The organism is Actinosynnema sp. ALI-1.44 (assembly GCF_001984155.1).
GTDB lineage: Bacteria > Actinomycetota > Actinomycetes > Mycobacteriales > Pseudonocardiaceae > Kibdelosporangium.
In genome coordinates this window covers 213,009-238,642 of sequence record NZ_MTQO01000037.1, presented here as the reverse complement: position 1 = coordinate 238,642, position 25,634 = coordinate 213,009, and the positions used below count along the sequence as shown (strand labels likewise).

Genomic DNA, 25,634 nt, shown 5'->3' with positions numbered 1-25,634 from the left:
CTTGTTGCCCTTGGCACCCGCGTGCGCCCAGAAGTACGCCGAGTCGTGCACCGGGATGCCCTCGGTGATCACGACCGCCAGCCCGATCTCCGCGTCGATTGCTTCCACTACAGCACCTTTGGCGAATCGCGGCGGCACGAAGACCACCGTTGTGTCCGCGCCCGTGTCCGCCACGGCTTTGCCGACCGAGTCGTACACCGGCAACTGGGACTGTCCGATCTCGACAGTCTGACCGCCTTTGCCCGGTGTCACGCCGCCGACGATGTTCGTGCCCGCCGCCAGCATTCGCGCGGTGTGCTTGCGTCCTTCCGATCCGGTCATGCCCTGGACTATGACCTTGGAGTTCTCGTCGATGAAGATCGCCATGTCACACCCCCGCCAGTTCTGCCGCGTGCCGCGCCGCGGCGTCCATCGTCTCCATCTGCACGACGCCGGGCAGCGCTGCGTCGGCGAGGATCCGGCGTCCCTCCTCCGCGTTGTTGCCGTCCAGCCGGACCACGATCGGCTTCTCGACCCCGCCAAGGAACCGGATCGCCTGCACGATGCCGTTGGCCACGGCGTCGCACGCCGTTATGCCGCCGAACACGTTCACCAGCACGCTGCGCACGTCCTGATCGGACAGGATGATCTCCAGCCCGTTGGCCATCACGTCCGCCGACGCCCCGCCGCCGATGTCCAGGAAGTTCGCGGGCTGGGCCCCCGCGTGGGCGACCACGTCCAGAGTGGACATCACGAGGCCCGCGCCGTTCCCGATGACGCCGACGGACCCGTCGAGCTTGACGTAGTTGAGGCCTTTCGACTTCGCCCTGGCTTCCAGCGGGTCCTCCGCCGCCGCGTCAACGAGTCCCTCGTGCGCCGGGTGGCGGAAGGCCGCGTTGTCGTCGAGGGTGACCTTGCCGTCCAGTGCCACGACGTCTCCGTTCGAGTCGCTCGCCAGCGGGTTGACCTCGACCAGCGTGGCTTCCTCGGCCACGAAGGCCCGCCAGAGCTGGACGATGACCGGCGCGGCGGTCAGCGGGATGCCCGCGGCCTCGGCGATCTCCCGCGCTTTCGTGAGATCGACGCCGTCCACCGCGTTGACCGGCACCCGTACGAGCGTGTCGGCGTTGTCCTCGATCTCCACGCCGCCCTCGGCCGACGCGAGGGCAAGGAACGTGCGGTTCGCCCGGTCGAGCAGGAACGAGAAGTAGAACTCCCGCACGATCTCGGACGCGGGGGTGACGAGAACCTTGCGCACGGTGTGGCCCTTGATGTCCAGCCCGAGGATCGCCTCGGCGTGCGCGATCACCTCGTCGGTGGTCCGGGCCAGCTTCACGCCACCCGCCTTGCCGCGCCCGCCCGTCTTCACCTGGGCCTTGATCACGACCGGCAGGCCGAGGATGCGGGCGGCGGCGACGGCGTCCGGCGGAGAGGTGACGACCCGCTGCGAGCCGACCGGGACGCCGTGCTTCGAGAAGAGCTCTTTGGCTTGATACTCGTACAGGTCCACGCTGTAGACTGTATGCAGTATGGAACAGCCTGTCCAGAGGGAGGGCGAGATGGAGTCGGTAAGGGACTGCTTCGGCAGGACGTATCAGGTCGGCCCGGTTCCCGAGGAACTCATCGGCCGCTCACGCGCCTGGATGGCCTGGTTGCCGTGGGCCGCGATGGCGGCGACCGGGATCATGCAGTACGCCTTCGGCTCGCTCGTCCCCCGGCTGGCGGATCGCGGCTGGAGTGTCACGGAAACGGTGTGGTTGCTGGCGACGTGGGCCGTTTTCCAGGCAGTGGCCGGATTCCCCACCGCCTACTTGCGCGAACGCGGCAAACTCGGGCCGCGCGCGGTGATGGTGCTCGGCGCGGTGCTGATGCTCGCGGGGCTGCTTTCGTTGGCGCACTTCGATTCGTACCTCATGGCGCTGCTCGGCTACTCGGTCCTCGGCGGCACCGGTGCCGGGCTCGTGTACGCGACGTGCACGTCGACCGTGGCGAAGTGGCATCCCGAGCAGATAGCGTCCCGGGTCAGCTTCGTGACGGGCGCGTTCGCGTACGGCGCCGTCCCGTTCGCCGTGGCTTTCCTGTTCACGCCACCCGCGATCGCGTTGGACGTCACCGCCGTCATCGTCGCCGTCGTGGTCGCCGCGACCGGGGTGTTCTTCCGCGACCCGCCTGCCGATTGGTGGCCGCCCGCCATCGACCCGCAGGAGTGGGCCGTCGACCGCAGGCGCAGCCCGGCACGGGCCGTAAGGCAGTTCTCACTACGGGAAGCGTTGCGCACCGGCGTTCTCCCCTTGATGTACCTGGTTCTCCTGGCCGCCAGCGCGGTTTCGCTGTTCACCGTCACGTTCTTCGTCGTGCTCGGCGCACACATGGGCGTCGGTCTTGCCGTTGTCGCGGTCGGCATGGTCGTGCTGCTCGGCGCGAACGGCGCCGGACGGTCGCTGGCGATCCGGGTGTCGGACAGCTTCGGCCGGAGGCGCGCGATCGGGGCCGTCCTGGTCGCCCAGGCCGTGGGACAGGTGTTCCTCGCCGGCGCGGCGTCGTCCGGATCGGTCTTCCTGCTGCTGGTCGCGGCCATCCCGGCAGGCGCGGGCGGTGGCGCGTTCTACCCGCTGTTCGCCAGCCTGGCCAGGGAGTTCTTCGGTGACGAGCACGTCGCCAAGACACACGGGGTGGTCTACAGCGCCAAGGCGTTCGGCGGTGTGATCGGCGTGGGACTCGCCGCCCAGGCCGTCGCGGGCTGGGGATTTCCGGCCGTTTTCCTCATGTCCGGGCTCATCGCCTGTGGATCAGCGATACTAGGCGTGCGCCTGCGCCGTCCAGGCCATGTGACCACGCTTCCCATAATGTATGTTGTAGACACAACGATGTCGTCGTCGCTCGGTTCGGGAGGACCCCGGTGAATGAGCCCGTGATCCAGCTTCCCGAGCCGCTCGGGAGCGGCAAACGGGGTGGACGTGGCGCGTTGAGCGGGGCCGCCACCCAACGGGTCGAGCGGCCCGCTCCGCTGCGCGAAGCCGTCCACACCGCGCTGATCGAGCTGATCATCAACGGAACACTGCAGCCGGGGCAGCACCTGGTCGAGCTGGAACTGGCCCAGTACCTGGGAGTCAGCCGCCAGCCGGTGCGTGAAGCGTTGCAGCGCCTGCAAACCGAAGGCTGGGTCGACCTGCGTCCGGCGCAGGGCGCGTTCGTGCACACCCCCACCGAGGAGGAAGCTGACCAACTGCTGAGCGTGCGCTCGGTGCTGGAGACGCACTCCGCGCGGCTGGCGGCGGACCGTGCGACGGAAGAGCAGATCGCCCGGCTGTGGGAACTGCAGCGCGAGGGTGAGGCCCTGGTCGAGGCCGACGACCCCGAAGGCGTGACAGCGGCGAACGCCAAGCTGCACGCGTACATCACGCAGATCTCGGGAAACGCCGTGCTGGCCGAGCACATCGCGTTGGTGGAGCGGCGGGTGCGGTGGTACTACCGGCCGATCGCCCGCCCGCGCGGCCACGACGCGTGGAACGAGCACGCCGAGCTGATCAAGGCGATCGCCGCGCACGACGCGGACCTGGCGAGCATGATCATGAACCGGCACACCGAGCGGACCCGGCAGGCGTACCACGACCAGCGCGTGGCGGAAGCGTCGGCCGAACAGCAGACATGATCCTGCCTGGGAGTCCGGAGATGGCGGACTCCCAGGCAGGGAGCTTGCTCCAGGAGACAGCTCTAAGAGACGGCGAGTTCCCCGACCGCGGACCGTTGCGCCTTCTCGTCACGCGTGTGCCCCGGCTGCTTGAGGAACAACGTCAGCACAGCGGACACCAATGCGATACACCCGGCCAGCACGTATGCGCCGGTGTAGCCCCATGCCGTGACGACGCCCGCCGCCAGGCCTCCCCCGCCGATCCCGCCGACCAGTTTGGCGCTGTAGACGAGGCCGTAGTTGGAGGCGTTGTTGTTCTCGCCGAAGTAGTCCGGCACCAGCGAAGCGAACAACGGGTAGAACGCGCCGCCGCCGAAACCGTTGATGAACGCGAAGATCATGAACAGCCACAGGTTCCCGGTGTTGCCCGCGTAGAGCACGCCGAACTGGGCGACAGCGGCAACGAGCAGCACGAGGGTCAGGGTCTGTCGGCGACCCAGTTTGTCCGACAACCAGCCGCACAGGCCGCGGCCGACGCCGTTGACGACCGCGAGCACACCGGCCGAAGACGCGACGATGAACGGCCCGAACCCGCTGACCTTGGCGAACGGCACCTGGAAGTTGATGCCGAACAACGAGACACCGCCGATGATCACCAGGCACACCCACATCAGCGGCAGCATGCCGGTCCTGATGGCCTCCATCGGGGTGAACTGCCGGACGGCGGGCGGGTTCTTGGCCAGGGTCTTGTTCTTGCCGCTGTTCCACGTCAACGGGTCGACCTCGGCGGGCCACCAGTTCTTCGGCGGATCACGGAACAACAGGCCGCTGACACCCACGACGACGAGCATGTAGAAGCCGACCAGGTCCAGCACGAGCGTGAAGTTGTCCGGCGTGAAGACGTAGGAGAAGACGAAGATGAACGGCACTGTGCCGTAGGCGAATCCGCCGTTGACGAACCCGGTGCGGGCACCGCGCTTGTCCGGGTACCACTTGCCCACCATGTTGATGCAGGTCGCGTAGACCAGACCCGCACCGGTCCCGCCGAGTACCGAGTACCCGATGAACGCGAGGACGAGATCATCGCTGTGCGCGATGGTGAAGTAGCCGAGGCCGCTGCAGACCGCACCGATCAGCATGGCGGTCCGCGCGGACATGATGCCCTTCTCCCGCAGCCTGCCCGCGGGGAACGCGACCCCCGCCTGGAACACGGCCCAGACGCTGGCCAGCCAGAACGCGTCGTTCAACGACCAGCCGTGCACCTGCTCCAAGGTTTCCTCAGCCGCACCCCACCCGTATTCGAAAACGCTCACCGCCATCATCGCGAGCCACGGAAGAAACACCATCCACGCCCGCGAACGCCCCATCAAATCCGTCGGTGTCTCGCCGACGCGGTACACCCGCCCGTTGGAGTCCGTGATCTGCTTGAAACTGGTCGTCATGCAAGCCTCTCCCGGCCGAATCACAGAGAATCGGATTGGATCAACGCGCCCACGACCGCAGGCAGGCGTTTCCCGTTCACGGAAAACGCCACAGAACAACGGCGCCGCCCAGCGTGGCGACACCGTTCGCGACCACACTCCCGTCACGGATTGCATACTGAATGAGGTCAACTTCGATAGTGGCCCCAACCACCGTGGATGTCCAGTCCTCTTTCCAGAAATGCCCCTCGGGACCCGCAATCACGAAAAACGGGACATAAAATCGTCCGAGTGAAGCCTTTTGACCGATTGATCACCACCCGGGGCGTTCTACCGGAAAACAGAGAAAGGGCGCCAACGATCGGTTTGCGACGGCGACGCGAACACTCTCTTCGACCAGCGCGATGGCCACGAGCGTTCACTGGGGCAACGGCACCGTCCGACGGTCGCGGCGTCGCTGTCGTGGATCAGTGACGGTGGCCAGTCCCTGTCACTCACAGGCCATCATCCGCTTGCGGACCAGCGCACCCCGAACGTGTGATTTCCATTCAAATCAGGCCGGTTTTCTCACGATCCGTTATCCCCCACGTCCACGACCGGTGGACATTTCATCCACTGCTCCGACGACCCCGTGTTGTCACCGGAACACCGGAAAAGCACTGATAAGTTGCGCGTGAGCCACACGTCCCGGCTCATCGAGAACCACTTATCCACTCAGAGGTGTGCCCCTTGTTGAGAAAAGCAGGTGTGGTGGCGCTTGCCACCGCCGGAATGCTGATACCTGCCGCCCACGCGTTCGCGGCACCGACACATCCGCTGGCCGGGCCCGGTGACGCGCAAGTCGGTGCGGTCAACACCACGAATGACCACACCGAGCAGTTCGGCGTGCTCAACACCGGCGAACTGAGCGTCGCCGACACCGTCACCATCCCGGTGTGCCTGAACGACACCAACGTGAACGTCGGCATCCTGGTGGCCGTGCTGGTCGACGTGCTCAGCCCGTCCGGCCAAACCGGTTCGTGCTCCTCCGGCGTCCTCCAGGACAACGGCGGCCACTGACCCCGGAACCCGGTGTCCGGCCGCAGCGCCGGACACCGGTCGGCACGAGCAGATCAGCTCTTCCGCGCCCTGTCGTGCTCGCGCGCATCCGGTTACCGCCACAGCTCAACGGGTAATCACAAGAAGAAGAGACGCTAGCGCCCTAACCGGACATAACCGGCTAACAGGTATCGCCCAGACAAGCAAGGGCAAGCGCGACAATTGGTCACTTTGAGTGATGTGACTGGTCGCACCGCCTGGGATGACCGTACGGATTGTATGCTGTAGGCAGTCGACCAGATGATCACAGGATCAGCCCCAGTCACAGAGGAGGAGTGAAGGTCAGATGAGCAGGATCCGGGAGATCTTCGAGACTCTCACCCGCGGTCCGCTGGGCGCCAGCGCGGACGGCGGCAGGATGGGTGTGGGCCTTTCGGCCGCCATGGCGCGGTCCGAGCGGGGTCTCTCCGATGAGGTTGAGAGCTACCTGCGTGGTTCCGACGCCAAGAAGGCGGACGCCGAGGCGCACTGACGCCTCGAACGCCCACCTTCTTCGACGGGCAGTCAGCCACCGTTGACGGTCACCGATTCCGGCTCCGATTCCCCGGGTTCGCGCCGCACCTTGATCAGGCTCGCCACCGTCGTCACTGCCAGTGTGCCGAGGATGATGCCGAGCGAGAGCAGGATGGGAATCTCCGGCGCCCAGCTCACACCGTCGTGGTGCAGCGCCTCGAACACGAGCTTCACGCCGATGAACGCCAGCACGATCGACAGCCCCTTGCTGAGGTAGACGAGCTTGTCCAGCAAGCCGCCGATCAGGAAGTACAGCTGCCGAAGGCCCATCAGCGCGAACGCGTTCGCGGTGAACACCAGGTAGGGCTCCTTGGTGAGGCCGAAGATCGCCGGGATGGAGTCGAGCGCGAACAACAGGTCCGTCGTACCGATCGCGATCATCACGATCAGCATCGGCGTGACCATCTTGCGCCCGTCCACCCTGGTGGTGATCCGAGCCCCGTCATAGGAGTCCGTGGCGGGCAGGAACCTCTTCGCCACACGGAGAACCGCGTTCTCCTTGAACTCGTCCTCGTCGTCGTCCTGGTGGCGCACCAGCTTCCAGGCCGTGTAGATGAGGAACGCACCGAAGATGTAGAACACCCAGTCGAACCGGGACACGATCTGGGCACCCGCCGCGATGAACAGACCTCTCATCAGCAGCGCCAGCACGATCCCGATCGACAGCACCTTCTGCTGGTACTGCTTCGGCACGGCGAAGGCGCCCATGATGATGATGAAGACGAACAGGTTGTCCACCGAGAGCGAGTATTCGGTCACCCAGCCCGCGAAGAACTCACCGCCGTACTTGCCACCGGCGACAACGGTCACACCGAGTCCGAAAAGGACCGCAAGGCCCACGTACGCGCACACCCACAGCGCGCACTCCCGCATCGAGGGTTTCCGCGGATTGCGCGACACCAGGTAGAAGTCGAACATGATCATTGCGGACAGACCGGCCACAGTGACCAGCCAAACCCATGTGGGGATGTTCATCATCGTGACTTGCTCGCCTCCCGCCTGCGGTTACGGGCCTCTCGCGCCTCCCACATGACACGCGCATGTGAGGCGTAGCGATCATAGACCCGCGCCGCCGCGGGATTATGGCCGGACATCCGGTGCCACCAGCGGGGCGCCAGGCGTTCGTGCGTCCAGAGGAACCCGATCGCGAATCCCGCGCTGATGATCCCCTGGTATGCCAGGAAACCAAGGGCATCGGGCGGGAATCCGGGTGTACCGGTCAGCACCAGGCGGGTCAGTACCTCCTGCACCAGGCGTGCGAGGGGGAAACCGACCAGCCAGAACAAACATGCGGGCGCGAAGCCACCCATTCGCACCTTGCCTGCGGCGAGCAACATGCTGTAGACGGCGCCCAACGCACCGAGCGGCAAGGCGAACGCCAGCGCCGCCACCATCGCCCAGCCGACCGGCTGGCCGACGATCAGGGCCATCAGGCCCGCGACAGTACCCGCCAGGAACCCGACGGCGAAGCCGGGCAGACCCACTTCGGCCCACTCGCGCGGACCGGCCGTGACGACTCTGTCCATCAGCCGACGACCACCCCGAAGCGGAACAACGAGTAGAACAGCATGCCGAGGTAGAACACGGCACCGAAGCCGATGACGGCGTTGCTCCACCACTTCGGCCTGATCGGTTTCGGCAGCATCTTGTTGTTCACCAGCAACAGGACCACGCAGTACGAGCCCATCGCGAACGTGGACAGGAACGCCAGGATGTCCAGCACCGACTCGGGTCCGTCGGCAGGCCCGAACAGCAGGATCAGGATGCCGAACGTGATCACACCCCACAGGAAACCCGCGTAGAGGTGTGCCATCTTGAACCGCTTGGCGCCCTTGACGAAGAAGTACGTCATGTCCGCCTGGCCGCGCGAGAACGAGTCGAACAGGCCCAGCGTGGCGTTCAGGCCGATCAGCGCGATGAAGCCGAAGAACAACCCACCGAGCACCGGCCCGCCCGCCTGGGCGAACGCGTCCGACATCGCCGACAGCGCGGCGTCCCGGTCACCGCCCTCGATCAGGGTCTTGACGTCCGGGTTGGACCGTGCCGCCGACTGGGCGAGCACGGTGAACGAGATCGTCACCAGCATCGTGATGCCCCAGAACAGCAACAGGGCGTCGAAGGTGACCCAGCGCCGCCACCCCCGCCACTTGCGCATCTCGTCCGGGTTGTCCGTGTCGAACATGAACCCGCGGTTGGGCATCTCCTCTTCTTCGCCCGCGTGCCGCAACCCGCGCAGCTTCGGGATGTGCGCGCCCATTCCGGCGCCGCTGTCGCGAAGGTGCAGGGTATACCACATCTGCTGCATCCCGGACGGCCCGGCGAACGCGATCGCGCCGACCACGATCGGGAACCACTGGTCGGTCATCGCGCCCGACGGGAAGTAGCCGAACGAGAACATGCCGCCGATGGTCGACGCCAGGTCCGACCAGTTGCCGACCATCGACGCGATCACGGCCGTACCGACGACCAGCAGTCCGATCAGGATCGCCAGCACGTTCTCCAGCAGGTTGTAGATCACCCTGGCGAGGCTGAACAGGATCCCCACCAGGACAAGGGCAACGCAGGCGGTCACCACCCACGGTATGCCCGTGATCTCCTCGAACGCCGCCGCTCCCGCGGACAGGTGGCCGGGCCAGATGTAGACCAGGATCGCCACCACGAAGAAGAACCACATGATCGGTTTGAACACGCGCGCGGCGCCGGTGAAGATGCTCTCGCCGGTCGCCATCGCGTAACGGGCCATCTCCAGCATCACGACGGCCTGCAGTGTGACACCGATCAGGAACAGCCACCTGATCTCGGGGCCGAAAACCAGCACGAGCCTCGGCCACATGTAGGACTCGCCCATCCCGACACCGAGGGCGACCAGGAAGACCGTCGGTCCCAACAGGTGGATCGACGGAGGTGCCTCGGGCAGGGTACGGATGGGCATGGGATCGAGCCGACCGGCCCGCCACACTCGCTGCTCGCCGGCGACTAAGTTCGGCCCGGCTGCCGGGGTTTTCGAGGTCTCCATCTCAGACCCCTCTCCGTTGAGGAATTTCGAACCCCTGTGACCTCGTGGGTGTTCACCGGGGTCAGAACCCCGGTGAACACCCACGAGGGGCTTTTTGGTGTTACAGCAGGCCCGCTGCCCTGGCCCACCGGTACTTCGCGCCCAGCACAGCCACCGGCCGTTCGGTGGTGTACGGGTACGCCACAATGCGCCTGTCGTAGAGGTATTCGCAGGCGCGTTCGACTTCGACGTCACCGGCGAGCGACGCGACCACCGGCTTGTCGATGCCCTTCGCCCTCGCCTCTTCCACGACCCGCGCGGTCAACTCGGCGAACACCATGGGCGGTGTGACGATGGTGTGCCAGTAGCCGAGGATCAACGCGTGGATCCGGGGGTCCTCCAGGCCGAGCCGGATCGTGGCCTCGTAGGTGGACGGCGGTTCGCCGCCGGTGATGTCGATCGGGTTGCCCGCCGCGCCGAACGGCGGGATGAACCGGCGGAACGCCTCGTCCAGGTCCGGCGGGATGTCCATCAGGGACAGCCCCTCCGCGACGACGGCGTCGGAGAGCAGTACGCCGGAGCCACCAGCGCCGGTGATGATCACCACGTTCTCGCCCCGCGGCGTCGGCAGGAGCGGAACGCCACGGGCGAACTCGAGCATCTCGTTGAGGCCGGGCGCCCTGATCACACCGGCCTGCTTGAGCACGTCGTCGTAGACCTTGTCGTTGCCCGCCAACGCACCTGTGTGCGAGCTGGCCGCACGCGCGCCCATGTCGGTGCGGCCTGCCTTGAGCACGATGACCGGCTTCTTCTTGGTCATCCGCTTGGCGGCGTCGACGAACGCCCTGCCGTCCTTGAGGTCTTCCAGGTGCATGGCGACGACGTTGGTGTCGTCGTCCTGCTCGAAGTACGTCAGCAGGTCGTCCTCGTCCACATCGGACTTGTTGCCGAGCCCGACGATGGCGGACACGCCCATCTTGGTCGACCGGGCGAACCCCAGGATCGCCATGCCGATGCCGCCGCTCTGCGACGTCAGCGCGACGCCGCCCTTTACGTCGTACGGCGTGCAGAACGTGGCGCACAGGTTCCGCGGGGTGTAGTAGTAGCCGTAGATGTTCGGACCGAGCATCCGGATGCCGCGCCGCCGCGCGATCTCGACGATCTGGTCCTGCGCCTCGTGGTTGCCGGTCTCGGCGAAGCCGGACGGGATGAGCACGGCGGCCGGGATCCCCTTGTCGCCGCACTCCTCCAGCGCACCGGGCACGAACTTGGCCGGGATGGCGAACACAGCGACGTCGACGTCACCGGGGATGTCCCTGACCGACGCGTAGGCCTTGCGGCCCATGATCTCGTCGGCCTTGGGGTTGATCGGGTGGATCTCACCGGCGTAGCCGCCGTTGATCAGGTTCTTCATCACCGAGTTGCCGATTTTGCCGTCCTGGTCGGACGCGCCGATCACCGCGACCGCGGCCGGGTTCATCAGCTTGGTCATCACCCGCAGGATCTCGTCGTGCGGGATCCGCGGCTTCTCGGCCACGGCACCGCTCTGCAGGATGATCCGCACGTCCGCGGCGACCGCGCCGTCCTTGGCCGCGAACACCGGGTTCAGGTCGAACTCGGCGATCTCCGGGAACTCCGCGACCAGTTCCGACACCCGGCGGATCACGTCGGCGAGCGCGCCGGCGTCGACCGGGTCGGCGCCGCGAGCTCCCTTGAGGACCTCGGCGGCCGCGATCCCGTCCAGCATGGACACCGCTTCGGCCTGGGTGACCGGCGCGAGGCGGAACGTGACGTCCTTGAGCACCTCGACGAGCACGCCACCGAGTCCGAACGCGACGACCTTGCCGAACGTCGGGTCCGTGGTGGCGCCGATGATGACCTCTTGCCCGCCGCCGACCATCTGCTGGACCTGCACGCCGTCGATCTGCGCATCCGCCTTGTACGCCTTGGCGTTGGCGACGATCTTCTCGAACCCGGCGCGCGCCGCGTCCGGATCGGACACCCCGACGAGCACGCCACCTGCCTCGGTCTTGTGCAGGATGTCCGGCGAGACGATCTTCAGCACCACCGGGAAGCCGATCTTCTCGGCCAGCGCGACCGCCTCGTCGGCGGTCGCGGCCAATCCCTCGCCGGGAGTCGGAATGCCGTAGGCGTCACACACACGCTTGCCCTCTGGCGCGGTCAGCGCCTCCCGGCCCTCGGCCCGTACCTTGCCCAGGATCTCCCGGACAGTGTCGGCGTCGTAAGTCATGACCTCAGATCACTCCGTTCGCGGAGAGCTCGGACAGCTCTTCCTCGGCGACGCCGAGTTCCTGGACGTAGATGTCCTTGTTGTGCTCGCCGAGCAACGGTGAACGCTCGACCTGCGCAGGCGAGTCGGACAGCTTGATCGGCATGCCGACGGTGGTGAACCGGCCGCGCTGCGGGTGTTCCACGTCCACGACCATGTCGTTGGCGCGCAACGACTCGTCGTTGATGATCTCCTTGGTGGACAGGATCGGTCCACAGGGGATGTTGTGCTTGTTCAGCATCGCCAGCACATCCCACTTGCTGTGGCTGATCGACCACTCCTCGATCAGCTGGAACATCTTGTCCAGCTTGTTGAGCCGGGCTTCCGGCGTGGCCCACTCGGGGTCGTCGACCAGTTCGGGACGGCCGATCAGCTGGGTGATCGGCTCCCAGCCGACGGGCTGGACGATCACGTAGACGTAGTCGTTCGGCCCGCCCGGCGCACACCGGACCGCCCAACCCGGCTGTCCGCCACCGGAAGCGTTGCCGGAACGAGGAACCGTGTCACCGAACTCCTTGTTCGGGTACTCCTTGAGCGGTCCGTGGGTCAGGCGCTGCTGGTCGCGGAGCTTCACGCGGGCGAGGTTGAGCACGGCGTGCTGCATCGCGACCGTCACACGCTGCCCCCGGCCGGTCTGCTCACGCTGGTACAGCGCGGCGAGAATGCCTGCCACGGCGTGCATGCCTGTGCCGGAGTCACCGATCTGCGCACCCGTGGCGAGCGGCGGGCCCTCTTCGAAGCCAGTCGTGCTCATCGAGCCGCCCATGGCCTGCGCCACGACCTCGTACGCCTTGTAGTGCGTGTAGGGGCCTTCGCCGAATCCCTTGATGGACGCGTAGATCAGGCGTGGGTTGAGCTCCTGGAGCTTCTCCCACGGGAAGCCCATCCGGTCGACCGCGCCGGGGCCGAAGTTCTCCACCATGACGTCGAAGTTGCCGATCATCTGGGTGAAGAGCTGCTTTCCCCTGTCGCTCTTCATGTTCAGCGTGATGCTGCGCTTGTTGCAGTTGAGCATCGTGAAGTACAGGGAGTCCGCGTCCGGCAGGTCCCGCAGCTGCTTGCGGGTGATGTCGCCGGTCGGTGACTCCACCTTGACCACGTCCGCGCCGAGCCACGCCAGGATCTGGGTGGCGGAGGGGCCGGACTGGACGTGGGTGAAGTCGAGGACGCGAACGCCGTCGAGTGCCTTGGCCATGACAGGTGCCCTCCTACTTGTACATGGTCTGGTTCATCGTGCCGGGCGCGTACACCTCGGGATCGACCCAGACGTTGATCAGCGATGGCAGGCCGGACTCACGCGCACGCAGCAGCGCCGGGCCGATGTCCTTGGGATCACGGACTTCCTCGCCGTAACCGCCGAGCATCTTGGCGAACTCGTCGTAGCGGACGTCGCCGAGCGTGTTGCCCACACGACCGCGGTCGGCGCCGTACTTGGCGATCTGGCCGTAGCGGATCTGGTTCATCGACGAGTTGTTGCCGACGATGCCGACGAACGGCAGGTTGTAGCGGACCAGGGTCTCGAAGTCCCAGCCGGTCAGCGAGAACGCGCCGTCACCGAACAGGGCGACGACCTCCTTGTCCGGGCGGGCGTACTTGGCCGCCATGACGAACGGAACACCGACCCCGAGCGTCCCGAGTGGACCGGGGTCCATCCAGTGGCCCGGCGACTTGGGCTGCACGACCTGGCCGGAGAACGTGACGATGTCGCCGCCGTCGCCGATGTAGATGGAGTCCTCGGTGAGGAACTCGTTGATCTCGTGCACCAGGCGGTACGGGTCGATCGGGCTGGCGTCGGAGTGCTGGCGCGGCAGGCGCTTCTGGTACGCGGCATCCTCGACGCCCCGCAACTCCTCCAGCCACGCCTTGCGGTTGGCGGCCCCGGTGCTGGTGCGGCCGGAAGCGGCCTGGGTGACCGCCGCGAGCACGGCGCCCGCGTCGCCGACGATGCCGAGGTCGATGTCGCGGTTCTTGCCGACCGTGCGGTAGTCCAGGTCGATCTGGACGACCGTGGCGCTCGGCGACAAGCGCTTGCCGTAGCCCATCCGGAAGTCGAACGGGCTGCCGACGATGATGATCAGGTCGGAGTTCTGGAACGCGTAGCGGCGCGCCAGCTGCAGGTGGTGCGGGTCGCCGGGCGGCAGCGTGCCGCGGCCGGAGCCGTTCATGAACGCCGGGATGTTGAGCGTGCGCACGAAGTCGACCGCGTCGTCGCTGCCCCGCGTGGTCCACACCTGGCTGCCGAGCAGCACACAGGGCTTCTCGGAGTGCACGATCAGGTCGGCGAGGCGCTCGACGTCGGCGGGGTCGCCGATCGAGCGGGTCGACGCGCGGTAGCGGCCGCCTTCGGGGACCCGGGCCTTGGACACGGGCACCTTCGCGTCCAGGATGTCGCGCGGGATCTCCAGGAAAGACGGGCCGGGGGCGCCCGCGAAGCACTCGCGGAACGCCATCGACACCAGGTCGGCGACGCGCTCGGTGTGCGGCACCGTCGCGGCGAACTTGGTGATCGGGGTCATCATGTCGACGTGCGGGAGGTCTTGTAGCGAGCCCATCTTGTGCTGACTCAGCGCTCCCTGGCCGCCGATCAGCAGCATCGGGCTCTCCGCGCGCAACGCGTTGGCCACGCCGGTGACCGCGTCGGTCGTGCCCGGCCCGGCGGTGACGACCGCACAGCCCGGTTTGCCGGTGATGCGGGCGTACCCGTCAGCCGCGTGTGCCGCCACCTGCTCGTGGCGGACGTCGACCACTTCGATGCCCTCGTCGACACAGCCGTCGTAGATGTCGATGATGTGGCCGCCGCAGAGCGTGAAGATCACGTCGACACCCTCGGCTTTGAGTGCCTTGGCCACGAGGTGACCACCGGAGATCACCTCCGGCTCGGCGGCACCGTTGGTTGCCTCGATGCTCGCGTTCTCGGGCACCGCCTGCGCCGTTTGCGCCATCTATGGTCATCTCCTCGAGTCGCATACTGCATACCGTATGTACTTCATAGTGGACCTCGGCCGGGTCACTTGTCCAGAGTCCTCAGTCGGCCCAGTCGGGTCCGCGCCACCGTTCGACCACTGTGGACACACGGGATACCGCCTCGGACAAGGGCATCCCACGTCCGACCGCGATTCCGAGCAGGTAGCAGGCCAGCGGCGCGGCCGTCCCGCCGACGTCCCGCGCGACACAACGCGCCAGCGACACCAGCGCCTTTTTGTCCAGTTCGTCCGGGCTGACGCCGAGTTCCTCGGCCGCCAGTCGCGTCCACTCGTCGAGGACGCCCGCGTGCGTCTGTGAGAACCTCATGTCCGCCGCCCCTTCCGCAGTCGTCGTCGACTCGCGTCCAGCCGCTCGGTCACCCCCCGGGCGTCCAGCAGTTCCAGCAGCGGAACGGCGACCCGCCTGCTCGTCCGCAGCGCCGTGCGGACCTGCGCGACGGTGAACGTCTCCGGCAGTTCGGTCAAGACGGCTTCGGCCAGGTCGATCGCGTCCGGACGCAGGTACACGCCGTCGGCGAGCCGGACCAGCATTCCCCTTGTCACGGCGGTGTTCAAGCGTTTGACGGTAAGTCCCAGCTCAGCGAGCCGCGGTTGTTCCGGGGCGGCGAAGGGGTCGACAGCGAGGTCCTCGACCAACCTCTCCAACGCGTCCCGCGGCCCGAGTACGAGGCGGCCACCCAACATCCGCACGCCGAGCCCGCGCGACGCCCGTGCCAGCGGTTCGACCAGTCGCCGATCGGGCAGTCCGATCTCCTGCGCGGCAACGGGTTTCGGCATGCCCGGATCCTCGGGGTGCCGCGCGGCGTACTCGCGCACGACGTTGAGCAGGGACTGGCGCAGCTTCTGGAACCGGTCCGGGTCGAACATCCACTCCCCCACGGCCGGGGCGCGCGGAACCGTGCAGCCCATGGCGATCAGGTCGCTCCGCCGCACCATCCCCCGCCTGCGCAGTTCCGCCATCCCGTCCGTGCTGACCTCCCGTTGGGACAGCTCGACGGCCCGTTCGGCCAGACCACCGGACAGCCGCAGATCGGGCGGCAGGATGTCGAGCACGGTGACGCCAGCCACCACGACGTGTTTTCGCGGATCGTGGAGCAAACCGGGATCGCCGATCCGCAGCGGCAGCGGCGACCGCAGGGTCAACCTGGCCACGCCGGGCCCCAAATGCCTGACTCGGGCGGGGATCGCGGCCGACCCGACGTGCAGGACGAGTTCCCGCACGGGCATCCCGGACTTGTCCAGGGTCTTGAGCCGCACGTCGACGACGGAGACGAACCGCCAGCTGCCGACCGCGACGAGCGCCTGCCCCCTGCGCATCCGGCGCGGGTTGGCCCCGTCGACCTTCAGCGCGACCCGCCCCGCACCGGCCACCGCCATGGCCGGCCGACCAAGGGACTCCATCGATTCGACACGGACCCGGCGCCCGGTCGGCGCGACCACCAGTTCGTCGCCGGTGTGCACCGTTCCGGCCGACAGGGTCCCTGTCACCAGCGGCCCGTCGGCGTCGTCGACCCACAACCGGAGCGTGGCAGCGGGATCCGGCGGTGGTATTCGATCGACCAGCCGGTCCAGCGCCTCGCGCAGGCCCGGGATCCCTTGCCCGGTCAGGCCGCTGACCACAACGGGCTCGGCCGCGGCAAGGCTGGTTCCTGCCAACTCCGCGCGCGCCCGGCGCAACGCGGGCAACGGGTCGGCGAGATCGCTGCGCGTGATGACGAGCAGCCCCTGGCGGATTCCCAACGCGTGGAGCGCCGCCAGATGCTCGCCGGACTGCGGCATCCAGCCCGCGTCCGCGGCGACCACCAGGAGTACGGCGGAAACGGGACAGATGCCGGCGAGCGTCCGGGCCGCGGGCAGGTCGGCCAGTTCGACCACGCGCCCGGACGGCAGCTCAGTCCACGCCGAACCGAACGCGGGCGCCATCCCGGTGAGCCGCTGCACCAGCGTCGACTTTCCGTGGTCGGCGTGGCCGGCCGTGGCTATCAGCCGCACGCATATCGCCTCGCACCAGGCATGGGCATGCCTCCTCGACACCGTTGACCGAAGGTGTTCATACGGTATACTGAATACACTATCGACGCAAGAACGGAGCCGCCCGTGAGAGTTGCTGTTCTTGGCGCCGGCGCGATCGGCGCGTATGTCGGAGCCGGACTCCATCGAGCCGGAGTCGAGGTTCACCTGATCGCCCGTGGAGCCCATCTGCGCGCGATCAAGTCATCGGGTCTCAAGGTACTGTCCCCGCGCGGGGACTTCGAGGTCCATCCGTACGCCACCGACGACCCGGCGGAGGTCGGGCCGGTCGATCACGTCTTTCTCGGCCTCAAAGCCAATCAGTACGCCGCGGCCGGGCCGATGGTCAAGCCCCTGCTGCACGACACGACAACATTGATCACCGCGCAGAACGGCATCCCCTACTGGTACTTCCACGGGCTGCCCGGTCCGCTGCGCGACCGCCGGATCGAGAGCGTCGACCCGGCCGGTTCGGTCAGCCGGGCGCTGCCGGTCCAGCGCGCCGTCGGCTGCGTGGTCTACGCGGCGACCGAGGTCGAACAGCCGGGCGTGATCCGGCACCTGGAAGGCACCCGGTTCTCCATCGGCGAACCGGACGGCACGATGTCCGCGCGCTGCAAGGAGTTCTCCGACGCGATGGTCGCGGGCGGGCTGAAGTGCCCGATCGAGCCCGACCTGCGCGCCGACATCTGGATCAAGCTGATGGGCAACATCGCGTTCAACCCGATCAGCGCGTTGTCCCGGGCCACGATGGCATCGATCTGCCGCCACCGGGAGGCCCGTGAACTGGTCGTCAGGATGATGACCGAGACGCTCGACGTCGCCGCGGCCCTCGGCTGCACACCGGCGATCTCGATCGAGCGCAGGCTCGCGGGCGCGGAGCGCGCGGGTGAGCACAAGACGTCCACCCTCCAGGACCTGGAGAAGGGCAAGCCCCTCGAGTTGGACGTGATCGTCAAGGCGGTCGTCGAACTGGCCGACGTGGCCGGAGTCCGGGTCCCCACGCTGCGCGCGATCGGCGCCGTGGCCGACCTGTTGAACGAGCAGTTGACCGCCGCCTGACCACACGGTCGTCCCCGCAGCGCCCGCTGTCCACAATGGAAGAAGACTGGCCGGTGCGCTCCGGGTCGGGGCGCACCGGCCGGCCGCCGCTCAGTCGCGCAGGTCCCTGCCGAGGATGAACCCGGTGCCGGTCCGGTCGATCTCGGCGAAACCGACGTGGTGGTAGAAACCGATCGCCCTGGTGTTCACGCCCCAGACGTCCAGGTGCAGCCCGCGCGATCCCTTCGCCCGCAGGGCGTCGACCAAGGTCGTCATCAGGCGGGCGCCGACGCCCTGCCCCTGTGTGCGCGGCAGCAGGTTGATGTGCAGGTGTGAGGGATACTTGTCGAGGTACTTCGACGACGTGCGCTCCGGATCGTGAATGTGCTTGATCAGCTTCTGGTCCTCGGACGTCGACAGCCCGTCCGGCGGCAACGGGTACTGCTCGCGCAACTCGGGCCACCAACTCTGCTCAAGGGACTCCTCGAACTCCGCGGTGTCCAGCGCGCCGACCACGTAACCGCTGACGCCTTCGTCGTCCTCGGCGACGAACGCCAACGACGGCTCCAGCACCGCGTACGGGCCGACGAAGACGTGGCCGAGCAGTTGCGGGTCCTGGTAGTTCGCGGTGGCGTCCTGACCCGCGTCACCGGTCTGCAGGCAGATCCGGTAGAGCGCGTCGAGGTCGTCCAGCCGGGCTGGCCTGACGTTGATCACGTCGCACAACTTACTTCGCGCACCCAACGCGCATGGCCGGTGACCTTCCGAACATGCTCCGACCGCGTCATGCGACGGCCCCCGATGCGTGGGATCGTAGACTTGGCCCGAAATCAGCCGGGCCGATGGTGAAGGGGCTTGATGGCAGCGGACCCGTTCGCGCACCCGGCGCTGTTCTACCGCGGCTGCGACGAGTACGTCACCGGAATCGTGCCGTTCATCGCGGAAGGACTCGCGAAGGGCGAACCGGTGGCAGTCGCCGTGCCGGGCTCACGGCTGGAACTGCTCCGGGCCTCGCTCGGTGCCGACGCCGCCCGCGTCCACATGGCCGACATGACCGAGGCCGGCCGCAACCCCGGCCGGATCATCCCCGGCGTGCTGCGGGCGTTCGCCGACCGGTACCGCGGCCACGTGCGGATCGTGGGCGAGCCGATCTGGCCGGACCGCTCGGTGGTCGAATACCCGGCGTGCGCGCAGCACGAAGCCTTGATCAACCGTGCCTTCGCCGGTCGCAGGGCCACCATCCTGTGCCCGTACGACACCGAGGGCCTGTCCCCCACTGTCCTGGCGGACGCGTTGCGCACCCACCCGAGTGTGATCGACACGGACGGTCAGCACACAAGCACCATGTTCGCGCCCGACTCCGTTGTCGCCACGTACAACCAGCCGTTGCCTGCGCCGTCGAACGCACGATGCCGGATGGCCGACTCGTCCAGCCTGACGGACCTGCGCCAGTTCGTGACCAAGTTCGCAGCCCAGTCCGGGCTCGACTCGGCCCGCACCGGCGACCTCGTCCTCGCGGTCGACGAACTGGCCGCCAACAGCGCACGGCACGGCGGCGGCACGGGTGTGGTCTACCTGTGGACCGAGCCGGACGACGTGGTGTGCCAGATCAGCGACGCGGGCTACCTGCGGGACCCGCTGATCGGCCGGGTCCCGGCACCGGCCGACCAGCTCGGCGGCCGTGGCCTGCTGCTGGTCAACCACCTCGCCGACCTGGTCAGAACGCACAGCACCCCGGCGGGCACGACCATCCGGATCCACTTCCGCCGCTAGTGGTGGCACCCGGTTCACCGCAGGGGAAGCTCCACGGATGCCTGGTGCTCGGGGTGTTCCACGACCAGGGTCAGCGTTTCGGCGTCGTCCGGCGGGCTCGGGAAGAACGCGCGGTTCTCGAAGTACAGGTCGCCGGTACCGGACGAGCCGCCGCCGGACATGCCCGTACTGCGGTACTGCGTGCCCTGCTCGTCCCAGGCACGCCACCGCCAGCGGGAGTCGGTCAACCGGTGCCGGGCACCGGGCTCCCAGCTGTCACGGGCAAACGCCGACCTGACGATCAGCACGGCGTTCCAGACCTCGATGCTGATGAACTTCCTGACGACGTCCCCGTTGCCGATCTCGCGGCCGACGAGCGGGACGACCCTGAGCAGTTCGGGTGAACCGGTTGGCCTGCGCTCCACGCGCTCGGCCGCGGGTTCACCGGAACGGCGGACAGCCGTCGGGATCTCGACCTGGTTGGAGCCAGACGCGTGCAGGGTGACCGTCTTCAGCCACCCGGCCCGCTCCATCGTCGCGCGCAGGTCGTGCAGCAACTGGCCGGCGTCGTCCTGGGTCACCGCACCCGCGGCGATCAGCCCCACGACGACGCCGCGGATCTCGGCCAGGTTGACGAACGCGCCCCGGAGATCCTCAGGCAGCTCCCGTGCTCCCCGCAGTCGGTCGCTGATCAGCTTCTCCAAGTACGCCCGGCCGTCCATCCCGCCATAGTGCCCGATGACGGGCGATCTGGACCGCCCGTTCGGTCGCCACGATCAGACAGACCGCCCCGGCCGCCGCGACGGCCACCGACGCGATGCCGAACCCCATCGCCAGTTCGTGCCCCAGCATCGCCGAGGTGAACAGCCAGATCGCCAGCCCGAGCAGCGCGCCGAGCAGACCGGCGCTGTAACGCGCGGACGGGCGGCGGTAGCCACGGCGCAGTGTCCGCGCGGTCGATTCCAGGTATGCCACGGCGAACAGGGCCAGCAGCAGGCTGCCCGTGCCCATCAGGGTGGCGAGCGGGTGCTGCTCGGTGCGCAGCGTGAACGTCTGGATTTCTTGCGCGCCGCCGTCTTTCGGTGTCCAGCGAAGTTCGCCGGTGACGGTTCCGCCGACGATCCACCGGCTGATCGGCGGCAGGGTGATGCCCGCTTCGAACTTGCGGTCGTAATCGGCCTTGACGGGGCTGGTTCCTTCGCCGAGTGGGATCCCCCCGCCGGACATGCTCAACGTCAGGTTGCCGCTGACCACGTCCTTCCCGGTCACGGTGACCGGTTTGCTGAGGTCGACGACGGCCGGGCCGATGCTGGGCGCGCCACGCACCGACATGGTCGACGTGGTGTCGTGCGAGAGGACCGACGGGGTCAGCAACGCCGTGACGATCACGCCAAGCAGCGCGGCCGCCGCGATCCACGCGGGCACCCTCGGCCGTTTCAGGGCGGGCCCTTCCGGGTCCACAATGGTCGGATCGGCCGTCGCGCCGTTGGCCTTCGGCGTGACCACCGTCAGGTCCTCGTGCGGCGCCGCGCCGGTCGCCAGGCTGGCGACCACCCGCGGCGCGAGGTGCAGGACCGGGATCCCCGATCGTTCCAGCCATCCCTGGCCGAACGCGCTGGTCGCCGCGGACGCGAGGTCGGTCGCGAACGCCTCCGCCTCCCGGTACCTGGCAGGCAGTTCCCTGGCGATGCTGCGCATCACCACGGTCGCCAGCGGCTCGGGCACGCCCTCGATCGGCTTGGGATCGGCGAACATGTGCTGCCGGATCAGCGCCAGCGCACCGCGTTCCCTGTCGAACGGCAGGTCACCGGTGAGCAGCTCGTACAGCATCGTGCCTGCCGCGTACACGTCCGCGGCGGGCGACAACGCGTTGCCCATCGCCTGTTCCGGCGCGATGTACGCGGGGGTGCCCAGGATCTGGCCGCCGTGGGTGACGAGTGTCGCGCCCTCGCTGATCACCTGCGCGATCCCGAAGTCCGCGACCTTCACCACCCCGGCCGTGTTGAACAGCAGGTTCTTCGGCTTCACGTCCAGATGCAACACGCCGGCCACGTGTGCGGCGTGCAGCCCCGACAACATGGCCAGCGTGATCGCGCACGCCTGCTCGTGGTCGATCTTCCCGGCGTGGAACCGGTCGAACACCGTTCCCCCGTCGAGTTTCTCCATCACGAGCAGGTTCTGCACGTAGTCGTAGACCGGCACGATGTGCGGGTGGTCGAGGCTCGCCAGCACCCGCGCCTCCCGGTCGAACTGGACGAAAGCACCGACGCGCCCGGCGATGTCGGGTGGCAACTGCTTGATCGCCACCTGGCGGCCGAGCGTGCGGTGCACGCCGGAGAAGACCTCGCCCATCCCGCCGGAGCCGATCTGCCCGCCGACTGTGTACTGCGGCAAGGCGTTGACCATGCTCAGCGGCGCTGTCATCCGTAGGCCTCGGTGGTGCTGTCCATCCTGCGGGTGGTCGTTGCGATCGTCGGATCATCCGGGCCGCCCATCGGCGGCGGTGGCGGCGGAATCGGGTGCGGGGTCAGGTACCCGAGCACCAGCCCGATCGCCGCCGCGGCGATCACGATCGGGATCTCCACCGTCGGTTCCGGCGGCACCAGCCGCAGCACCGACAGCGAAACCACTGCCACCAGGCCTGTTCCGATGCCCGCGGGCAGGAACCGCAGCGCGCGCTTCCACCGGTTCGGCGAAAGCCTGTGCCGCGCCAAGGCGATCAACGCGGTCACCCAGATGAACGCGGTGAGCGCGAGCAACGCCAGCCCGAACACGCCGTAGACCGACCACAGTGAACCACGCACGTCGGTGACCGTCTTGGAGCTGCCGATCACTTCCCGTTCGGTGTTCAGGACTTCCACCGTCGTCGGCAGCAGACCGATCGCCTGTCCCGAGAGCTCGGCCAGGTCGAGCACGAGCGTCCGCGTCACCGTCTGACGTGCTGGTACGTCGTACGGAATCACTGTGTCATAGGAGAAGAAGGTCAACGCCAGCGCCACGCCGGAGACGCGCACGCTGCGGACCTTGACCGTCGAGTCGCCCTCGTTGGTCGCCGTCACTGTCAGCTCGACCGGCTTGCTCGGCTCGACCATGACAGTGTTTCCGGTGATGTCCTTGCCGTCGAAGGCGATCGCGATCCTCAATGGTTCGGCGGCCGCCGCTGGCGACCCACCGAAAAGGACGGCGCACACCCCGAGCGCAACCCCTGCCGCAATCACGCGTCTCATTGGGCATCCCGATTGGAAGTAGTGATATCTGGATGAGGATGCTACAACCTGTGGCGGACGTATTCAGGGGAGTAGTAGCAATGCGCACTGGATCGCGAAGAATCGCTGCCCTTTCGGGCGGACTTGCCGTACTTTTGGCCGCCGCTCCGATCGCGGAGGCGCAGACCAGCAGTAACCAACCACCGTTACCCAATCCGCAGATCGCACTCGCTCCAGCCAGTGGAACAGCCGGTTCCGGCTTCACCATCGGCTGGACCGGGTTCTCCCGCGGCGGCGGGAAATATCTGTGCAAGCAGATCATTTTCGCATTTGACGGAACAACTCTGGCCAGTGCGGGTGGCGGCGAGACCGGTGCGCCCGCAGCTGGTTCGGTCGGTACGAAAGTTCCGGCGAATGCCGCACTCGGTGGCCACAAAGTCACCGCGACGTGCACCAGTCTGGAACTCTTCGACGACGCCGTCTTCACCGTGACGCCGCCGCCGACGACCATTCCGCCGACGGTTCCACCCGTCATCCCACCGGTCACTCCTCCGGTGACGGTGCCACCGGGCCAGCCGCCGGTCATCCCGCCGACGACCACCCGTCGCCCACCGACGACGACGTCCCGGCCACCAGCGACCACACCGCAGCCCCCGACACCGCCACCGATCACGTCGACCGAGCTGCCCCCTCTGTCCACAGCGGACCCCAAACCGAACGCGGACGGCGACCTCGTGCTCGACAAGGTCTCCATGGCGCCAGGTGACGCGTTGTCGGCGACTGGCAAGGGATGCACGCCCGGCGCACCCGTAACGCTGATGTCGAAGGGCGAACGTGTCGGCGGCACGATCGCCGACGCGCAGGGGGCGTTCACCGCGGCGGTCCAGTTCGACCGCTTCGAAGCGGGCAGGCACTGGGTCACCGCGAACTGCGGTGTGGTGCTCACCGCCGCTGTCGACCACCTGCTGACCAGCTCAACCGGTGGGCAGAGCAGTTCGCTGATCATCCTGGTGTTCTTCGTCCTCGCCGGTGTCAGCGTGCTGCGGTTCAGATAATCCGCAGGTCCCCAATCCGCCCGGCCGGGTGCACCGAAGAGTCTGGTGCACCCGGTTCTTCGCGCCGGGGCGGGGAGGAAAGTCATGATTGCCTTGCGAAAGCCGCTGGCAATGGCCGGGACACTGCTGATCGGCGTCGCCCTCGCCGGGTTCATGCCCGGTTCGGCCACCGCATCGAGCCACCGGGAGGCCCCGCTCATCGCGGCCGACCCGACCGTCGACAACACCGACGTGTACGCGTTCGTCAGCCCGGACAACCCGGAAACAGTCACGGTGGTGGCCAACTGGTTCGGTTTGCAGGAGCCGAATGGCGGACCGAACTTCTACCCGTGGGCGACTGATGCGAACTACGACATCAACATCGACAACGACGGTGACGCCAAGCCGGACCTGACCTACCGGTGGACGTTCGAGAACGACGACCGGCGCGGTAAGAGCACGTTCCTGTACAACAACGGCCCCGTCACGTCGCTGGACGACGAGAACCTGTTGTTCCGGCAGAACTACAAGCTCGAAGTGATCGACGACAAGGGCAAGGACAAGACCCTCATCCGCAAGGGCAGGGTTGCACCGTCCACTGTGGGCCCAGCGTCCATGCCCGACTACCGCGTGCTGCGCGACCAGGCGGTCGCCAAGCTGCCGGGCGGCGGGCAGACGTACGTCGGGGCCGCGGAGGACTCGTTCTTCCTCGACCTGCGCGTGTTCGACGGGCTGTACGGCGGGAACCTGAGCGAGGTCGGCCAGGACACCCTGCGCGGCTACAACGTCAACACGATCGCGATCCAGGTCCCGAAGTCCGTGGTGTCGCTGAAGGGTGACGCCAGGCGCAACCCCGTGATCGGCGTCTGGAGCGACACCGAGCGGCGGACCATGCGGCTCTCGCCCGGCCAGGCCAAGGCGGAAGGCCCGTACGTGCAGGTTTCCCGCCTGGGCAACCCGTTGGTGAACGAGGTCGTGTCGTCGGCGGCGTTGAAGGACGCGTTCAACGGGCTCACCCCGGACCGTGACGGAACAGTGAAACCGTTGCTGGACAGGGTGACCAACCCGGAGGTGGCCAAGCTGCTCGAAGCGGCCCACAAGCTCAAGGCACCGGCCACCCCGCGCGACGACCTGGTCGAGATATTCCTGACGGGTATCACCACCAAGGCGGGCGGGCCGATCAAGGCGGACCTGAACTCGCAGCTGAACAACGCCGACGTGAACCCGAAGAAGTTCGTGCCGTCGGAGATGCTGCGGCTCAACACGTCGATCGCACCGACCGACAAGCCCAACCGGCTCGGGCTGATCGGCGGTGACCTGCAGGGCTTCCCCAACGGTCGCAGGCTGGCCGACGACGTGGTCGACATCGAACTGCAGGTGCTCGCCGGTGCCGCGCAGACCGGTCAGATCGTGCCGGAACTGGCCGCGGGCGACAAGGTGGACGCCAACGACCGGTGGTTCGAGCAGAAGTTCCCGTACGTCGCTTTGCCCGCCAACACGGCGGTCAATTCGAATACGGCGATGGTCGGTTTCACCCCGAGCGCGAACGCCACGGACGACATGCCCGTCGGGCCGGTGCTCGGCGGTGTCGCCGGTGCGCTCGCGTTGGTCGGCGGGGGTTTCTGGATGATGCGCAGGCGCAGGCGCCAGGCATGAGGAAGCTGGTTCTCGTGGTCGCGG

22 protein-coding genes and 1 pseudogene are annotated in these 25,634 nt (G+C 67.5%); 8 read left to right on the top strand and 15 right to left on the bottom strand.

The genetic code is table 11. The features are described from left to right. Window positions 1-366, bottom strand: a pseudogene (locus ALI144C_RS11685) (succinate--CoA ligase subunit alpha); the annotation flags it as partial. A gap of 1 nt (window position 367) precedes the next feature. Beyond that, window positions 368-1,489: an ADP-forming succinate--CoA ligase subunit beta gene (gene sucC, locus ALI144C_RS11680; RefSeq protein WP_076987057.1), complete on the bottom strand. Its 1,122-nt coding sequence runs from the start codon at window positions 1,487-1,489 to the stop codon at window positions 368-370. 49 nt (window positions 1,490-1,538) lie between these two features. Here sucC and ALI144C_RS11675 point away from each other — a divergent pair, with 49 nt between their 5' ends. Both ALI144C_RS11675 and ALI144C_RS11670 read left to right on the top strand, forming a co-directional pair. Next, on the top strand, window positions 1,539-2,882 hold the full coding sequence (locus ALI144C_RS11675) for an OFA family MFS transporter (protein ID WP_076987056.1): 1,344 nt from the start codon (window positions 1,539-1,541) through the stop codon (window positions 2,880-2,882). After that, window positions 2,879-3,631 carry a GntR family transcriptional regulator gene (locus tag ALI144C_RS11670; RefSeq protein ID WP_076987055.1) on the top strand — a complete coding sequence of 251 codons (753 nt, stop codon included), beginning with the start codon at window positions 2,879-2,881 and terminating at the stop codon, window positions 3,629-3,631. Before ALI144C_RS11675 ends, ALI144C_RS11670 begins: the two co-directional genes overlap by 4 nt. Before the next feature lie 62 nt (window positions 3,632-3,693). Here ALI144C_RS11670 and ALI144C_RS11665 read toward each other — a convergent pair whose 3' ends face one another. Next, window positions 3,694-5,052 carry an OFA family MFS transporter gene (locus ALI144C_RS11665; protein WP_076987054.1) on the bottom strand — a complete coding sequence of 453 codons (1,359 nt, stop codon included), beginning with the start codon at window positions 5,050-5,052 and terminating at the stop codon, window positions 3,694-3,696. Between the two features lie 708 nt (window positions 5,053-5,760). Here ALI144C_RS11665 and ALI144C_RS11660 point away from each other — a divergent pair. Together ALI144C_RS11660 and ALI144C_RS11655 are read left to right on the top strand one after the other, a co-directional pair. After that, window positions 5,761-6,090 (top strand): hypothetical protein, encoded by a 330-nt coding sequence (locus tag ALI144C_RS11660; RefSeq protein ID WP_143230581.1) that lies wholly within the window; start codon window positions 5,761-5,763, stop codon window positions 6,088-6,090. A 325-nt stretch (window positions 6,091-6,415) separates the two neighbouring features. After that, window positions 6,416-6,601 carry a hypothetical protein gene (locus ALI144C_RS11655; RefSeq protein WP_076987052.1) on the top strand — a complete coding sequence of 62 codons (186 nt, stop codon included), beginning with the start codon at window positions 6,416-6,418 and terminating at the stop codon, window positions 6,599-6,601. A gap of 32 nt (window positions 6,602-6,633) precedes the next feature. On the opposite strand, the gene ALI144C_RS11650 is transcribed toward ALI144C_RS11655, so the two are convergent. From ALI144C_RS11650 to ALI144C_RS11615, 8 genes are all read right to left on the bottom strand, one after another. Further along, window positions 6,634-7,620, bottom strand: coding sequence for a TerC family protein (locus ALI144C_RS11650; RefSeq protein WP_330359581.1), 987 nt, complete (start codon window positions 7,618-7,620; stop codon window positions 6,634-6,636). Beyond that, window positions 7,617-8,168, bottom strand: coding sequence for a hypothetical protein (locus ALI144C_RS11645; protein ID WP_076987050.1), 552 nt, complete (start codon window positions 8,166-8,168; stop codon window positions 7,617-7,619). The genes ALI144C_RS11650 and ALI144C_RS11645 overlap by 4 nt, the downstream gene beginning before the upstream one ends. Continuing rightward, window positions 8,168-9,574: an Nramp family divalent metal transporter gene (locus ALI144C_RS11640; RefSeq protein WP_143230580.1), complete on the bottom strand. Its 1,407-nt coding sequence runs from the start codon at window positions 9,572-9,574 to the stop codon at window positions 8,168-8,170. The genes ALI144C_RS11645 and ALI144C_RS11640 overlap by 1 nt, the downstream gene beginning before the upstream one ends. Window positions 9,575-9,758: 184 nt before the next feature. Continuing rightward, entirely contained in the window at window positions 9,759-11,888 is a 2,130-nt protein-coding gene (locus ALI144C_RS11635; RefSeq protein WP_076987048.1) for an acetate--CoA ligase family protein, read from the bottom strand. A 4-nt stretch (window positions 11,889-11,892) separates the two neighbouring features. Then, window positions 11,893-13,122, bottom strand: coding sequence for a formyl-CoA transferase (frc, locus tag ALI144C_RS11630; RefSeq protein ID WP_076987047.1), 1,230 nt, complete (start codon window positions 13,120-13,122; stop codon window positions 11,893-11,895). 13 nt (window positions 13,123-13,135) lie between these two features. Next, entirely contained in the window at window positions 13,136-14,869 is a 1,734-nt protein-coding gene (locus tag ALI144C_RS11625) for a thiamine pyrophosphate-binding protein (protein ID WP_083752948.1), read from the bottom strand. Between the two features lie 82 nt (window positions 14,870-14,951). Then, window positions 14,952-15,218, bottom strand: a complete 267-nt coding sequence (locus ALI144C_RS11620; protein WP_076987046.1) for a DUF6457 domain-containing protein — start codon at window positions 15,216-15,218, stop codon at window positions 14,952-14,954. Further along, window positions 15,215-16,903, bottom strand: a complete 1,689-nt coding sequence (locus tag ALI144C_RS11615; RefSeq protein WP_076987045.1) for a SelB domain-containing protein — start codon at window positions 16,901-16,903, stop codon at window positions 15,215-15,217. The genes ALI144C_RS11620 and ALI144C_RS11615 overlap by 4 nt, the downstream gene beginning before the upstream one ends. A gap of 105 nt (window positions 16,904-17,008) precedes the next feature. Here ALI144C_RS11615 and ALI144C_RS11610 point away from each other — a divergent pair, with 105 nt between their 5' ends. Beyond that, entirely contained in the window at window positions 17,009-17,983 is a 975-nt protein-coding gene (locus ALI144C_RS11610) for a ketopantoate reductase family protein (protein ID WP_076987044.1), read from the top strand. 90 nt (window positions 17,984-18,073) lie between these two features. Here ALI144C_RS11610 and ALI144C_RS11605 read toward each other — a convergent pair whose 3' ends face one another. Beyond that, window positions 18,074-18,679: a GNAT family N-acetyltransferase gene (locus ALI144C_RS11605; protein ID WP_076987043.1), complete on the bottom strand. Its 606-nt coding sequence runs from the start codon at window positions 18,677-18,679 to the stop codon at window positions 18,074-18,076. A gap of 141 nt (window positions 18,680-18,820) precedes the next feature. Between ALI144C_RS11605 and ALI144C_RS11600 the strand changes: the two genes are divergently transcribed. Then, window positions 18,821-19,735: a sensor histidine kinase gene (locus tag ALI144C_RS11600; RefSeq protein WP_076987042.1), complete on the top strand. Its 915-nt coding sequence runs from the start codon at window positions 18,821-18,823 to the stop codon at window positions 19,733-19,735. A gap of 14 nt (window positions 19,736-19,749) precedes the next feature. Here the strand turns inward: ALI144C_RS11600 and ALI144C_RS11595 are convergent, their stop codons facing one another. From ALI144C_RS11595 to ALI144C_RS11585, 3 genes are read right to left on the bottom strand one after another with little or no spacing between them, the layout of a single operon-like run. Beyond that, window positions 19,750-20,436 (bottom strand): hypothetical protein, encoded by a 687-nt coding sequence (locus ALI144C_RS11595; RefSeq protein ID WP_143230579.1) that lies wholly within the window; start codon window positions 20,434-20,436, stop codon window positions 19,750-19,752. Continuing rightward, complete coding sequence (locus ALI144C_RS11590; protein WP_076987040.1) at window positions 20,369-22,138, bottom strand: serine/threonine-protein kinase; 1,770 nt, start codon at window positions 22,136-22,138, stop codon at window positions 20,369-20,371. The genes ALI144C_RS11595 and ALI144C_RS11590 overlap by 68 nt, the downstream gene beginning before the upstream one ends. Next, window positions 22,135-22,941 (bottom strand): hypothetical protein, encoded by an 807-nt coding sequence (locus ALI144C_RS11585; RefSeq protein WP_237774099.1) that lies wholly within the window; start codon window positions 22,939-22,941, stop codon window positions 22,135-22,137. Before ALI144C_RS11585 ends, ALI144C_RS11590 begins: the two co-directional genes overlap by 4 nt. An 80-nt stretch (window positions 22,942-23,021) precedes the next feature. On the opposite strand from ALI144C_RS11585, the gene ALI144C_RS57360 reads away from it, so the two are divergent. Further along, window positions 23,022-23,975 (top strand): hypothetical protein, encoded by a 954-nt coding sequence (locus ALI144C_RS57360; protein WP_237774098.1) that lies wholly within the window; start codon window positions 23,022-23,024, stop codon window positions 23,973-23,975. 84 nt (window positions 23,976-24,059) lie between these two features. Next, the gene (locus tag ALI144C_RS11575) at window positions 24,060-25,610 is read left to right on the top strand and encodes a DUF4331 domain-containing protein (RefSeq protein WP_076987038.1); all 1,551 of its coding nucleotides are present in this window, start codon (window positions 24,060-24,062) and stop codon (window positions 25,608-25,610) included. Window positions 25,611-25,634: the final 24 nt, after the last annotated feature.

Excerpts from the sequence above, each read along its gene's own strand:
- ALI144C_RS11675 (WP_076987056.1), top strand. The coding sequence starts at position 1,539 with ATGGAGTCGGTAAGGGACTGCTTCGGCAGGACGTATCAGGTCGGCCCG.
- ALI144C_RS11665 (WP_076987054.1), bottom strand. The coding sequence starts at position 5,052 with ATGACGACCAGTTTCAAGCAGATCACGGACTCCAACGGGCGGGTGTAC.
- ALI144C_RS11655 (WP_076987052.1), top strand. The coding sequence starts at position 6,416 with ATGAGCAGGATCCGGGAGATCTTCGAGACTCTCACCCGCGGTCCGCTG.
- ALI144C_RS11650 (WP_330359581.1), bottom strand. The coding sequence starts at position 7,620 with ATGATGAACATCCCCACATGGGTTTGGCTGGTCACTGTGGCCGGTCTG.
- ALI144C_RS11645 (WP_076987050.1), bottom strand. The coding sequence starts at position 8,168 with ATGGACAGAGTCGTCACGGCCGGTCCGCGCGAGTGGGCCGAAGTGGGT.
- ALI144C_RS11640 (WP_143230580.1), bottom strand. The coding sequence starts at position 9,574 with ATGCCCATCCGTACCCTGCCCGAGGCACCTCCGTCGATCCACCTGTTG.
- ALI144C_RS11635 (WP_076987048.1), bottom strand. The coding sequence starts at position 11,888 with ATGACTTACGACGCCGACACTGTCCGGGAGATCCTGGGCAAGGTACGG.
- frc (WP_076987047.1), bottom strand. The coding sequence starts at position 13,122 with ATGGCCAAGGCACTCGACGGCGTTCGCGTCCTCGACTTCACCCACGTC.
- ALI144C_RS11625 (WP_083752948.1), bottom strand. The coding sequence starts at position 14,869 with ATGGCGCAAACGGCGCAGGCGGTGCCCGAGAACGCGAGCATCGAGGCA.
- ALI144C_RS11620 (WP_076987046.1), bottom strand. The coding sequence starts at position 15,218 with ATGAGGTTCTCACAGACGCACGCGGGCGTCCTCGACGAGTGGACGCGA.
- ALI144C_RS11600 (WP_076987042.1), top strand. The coding sequence starts at position 18,821 with ATGGCAGCGGACCCGTTCGCGCACCCGGCGCTGTTCTACCGCGGCTGC.
- ALI144C_RS11595 (WP_143230579.1), bottom strand. The coding sequence starts at position 20,436 with ATGGACGGCCGGGCGTACTTGGAGAAGCTGATCAGCGACCGACTGCGG.
- ALI144C_RS11590 (WP_076987040.1), bottom strand. The coding sequence starts at position 22,138 with ATGACAGCGCCGCTGAGCATGGTCAACGCCTTGCCGCAGTACACAGTC.
- ALI144C_RS11585 (WP_237774099.1), bottom strand. The coding sequence starts at position 22,941 with ATGAGACGCGTGATTGCGGCAGGGGTTGCGCTCGGGGTGTGCGCCGTC.
- ALI144C_RS57360 (WP_237774098.1), top strand. The coding sequence starts at position 23,022 with ATGCGCACTGGATCGCGAAGAATCGCTGCCCTTTCGGGCGGACTTGCC.
- ALI144C_RS11575 (WP_076987038.1), top strand. The coding sequence starts at position 24,060 with ATGATTGCCTTGCGAAAGCCGCTGGCAATGGCCGGGACACTGCTGATC.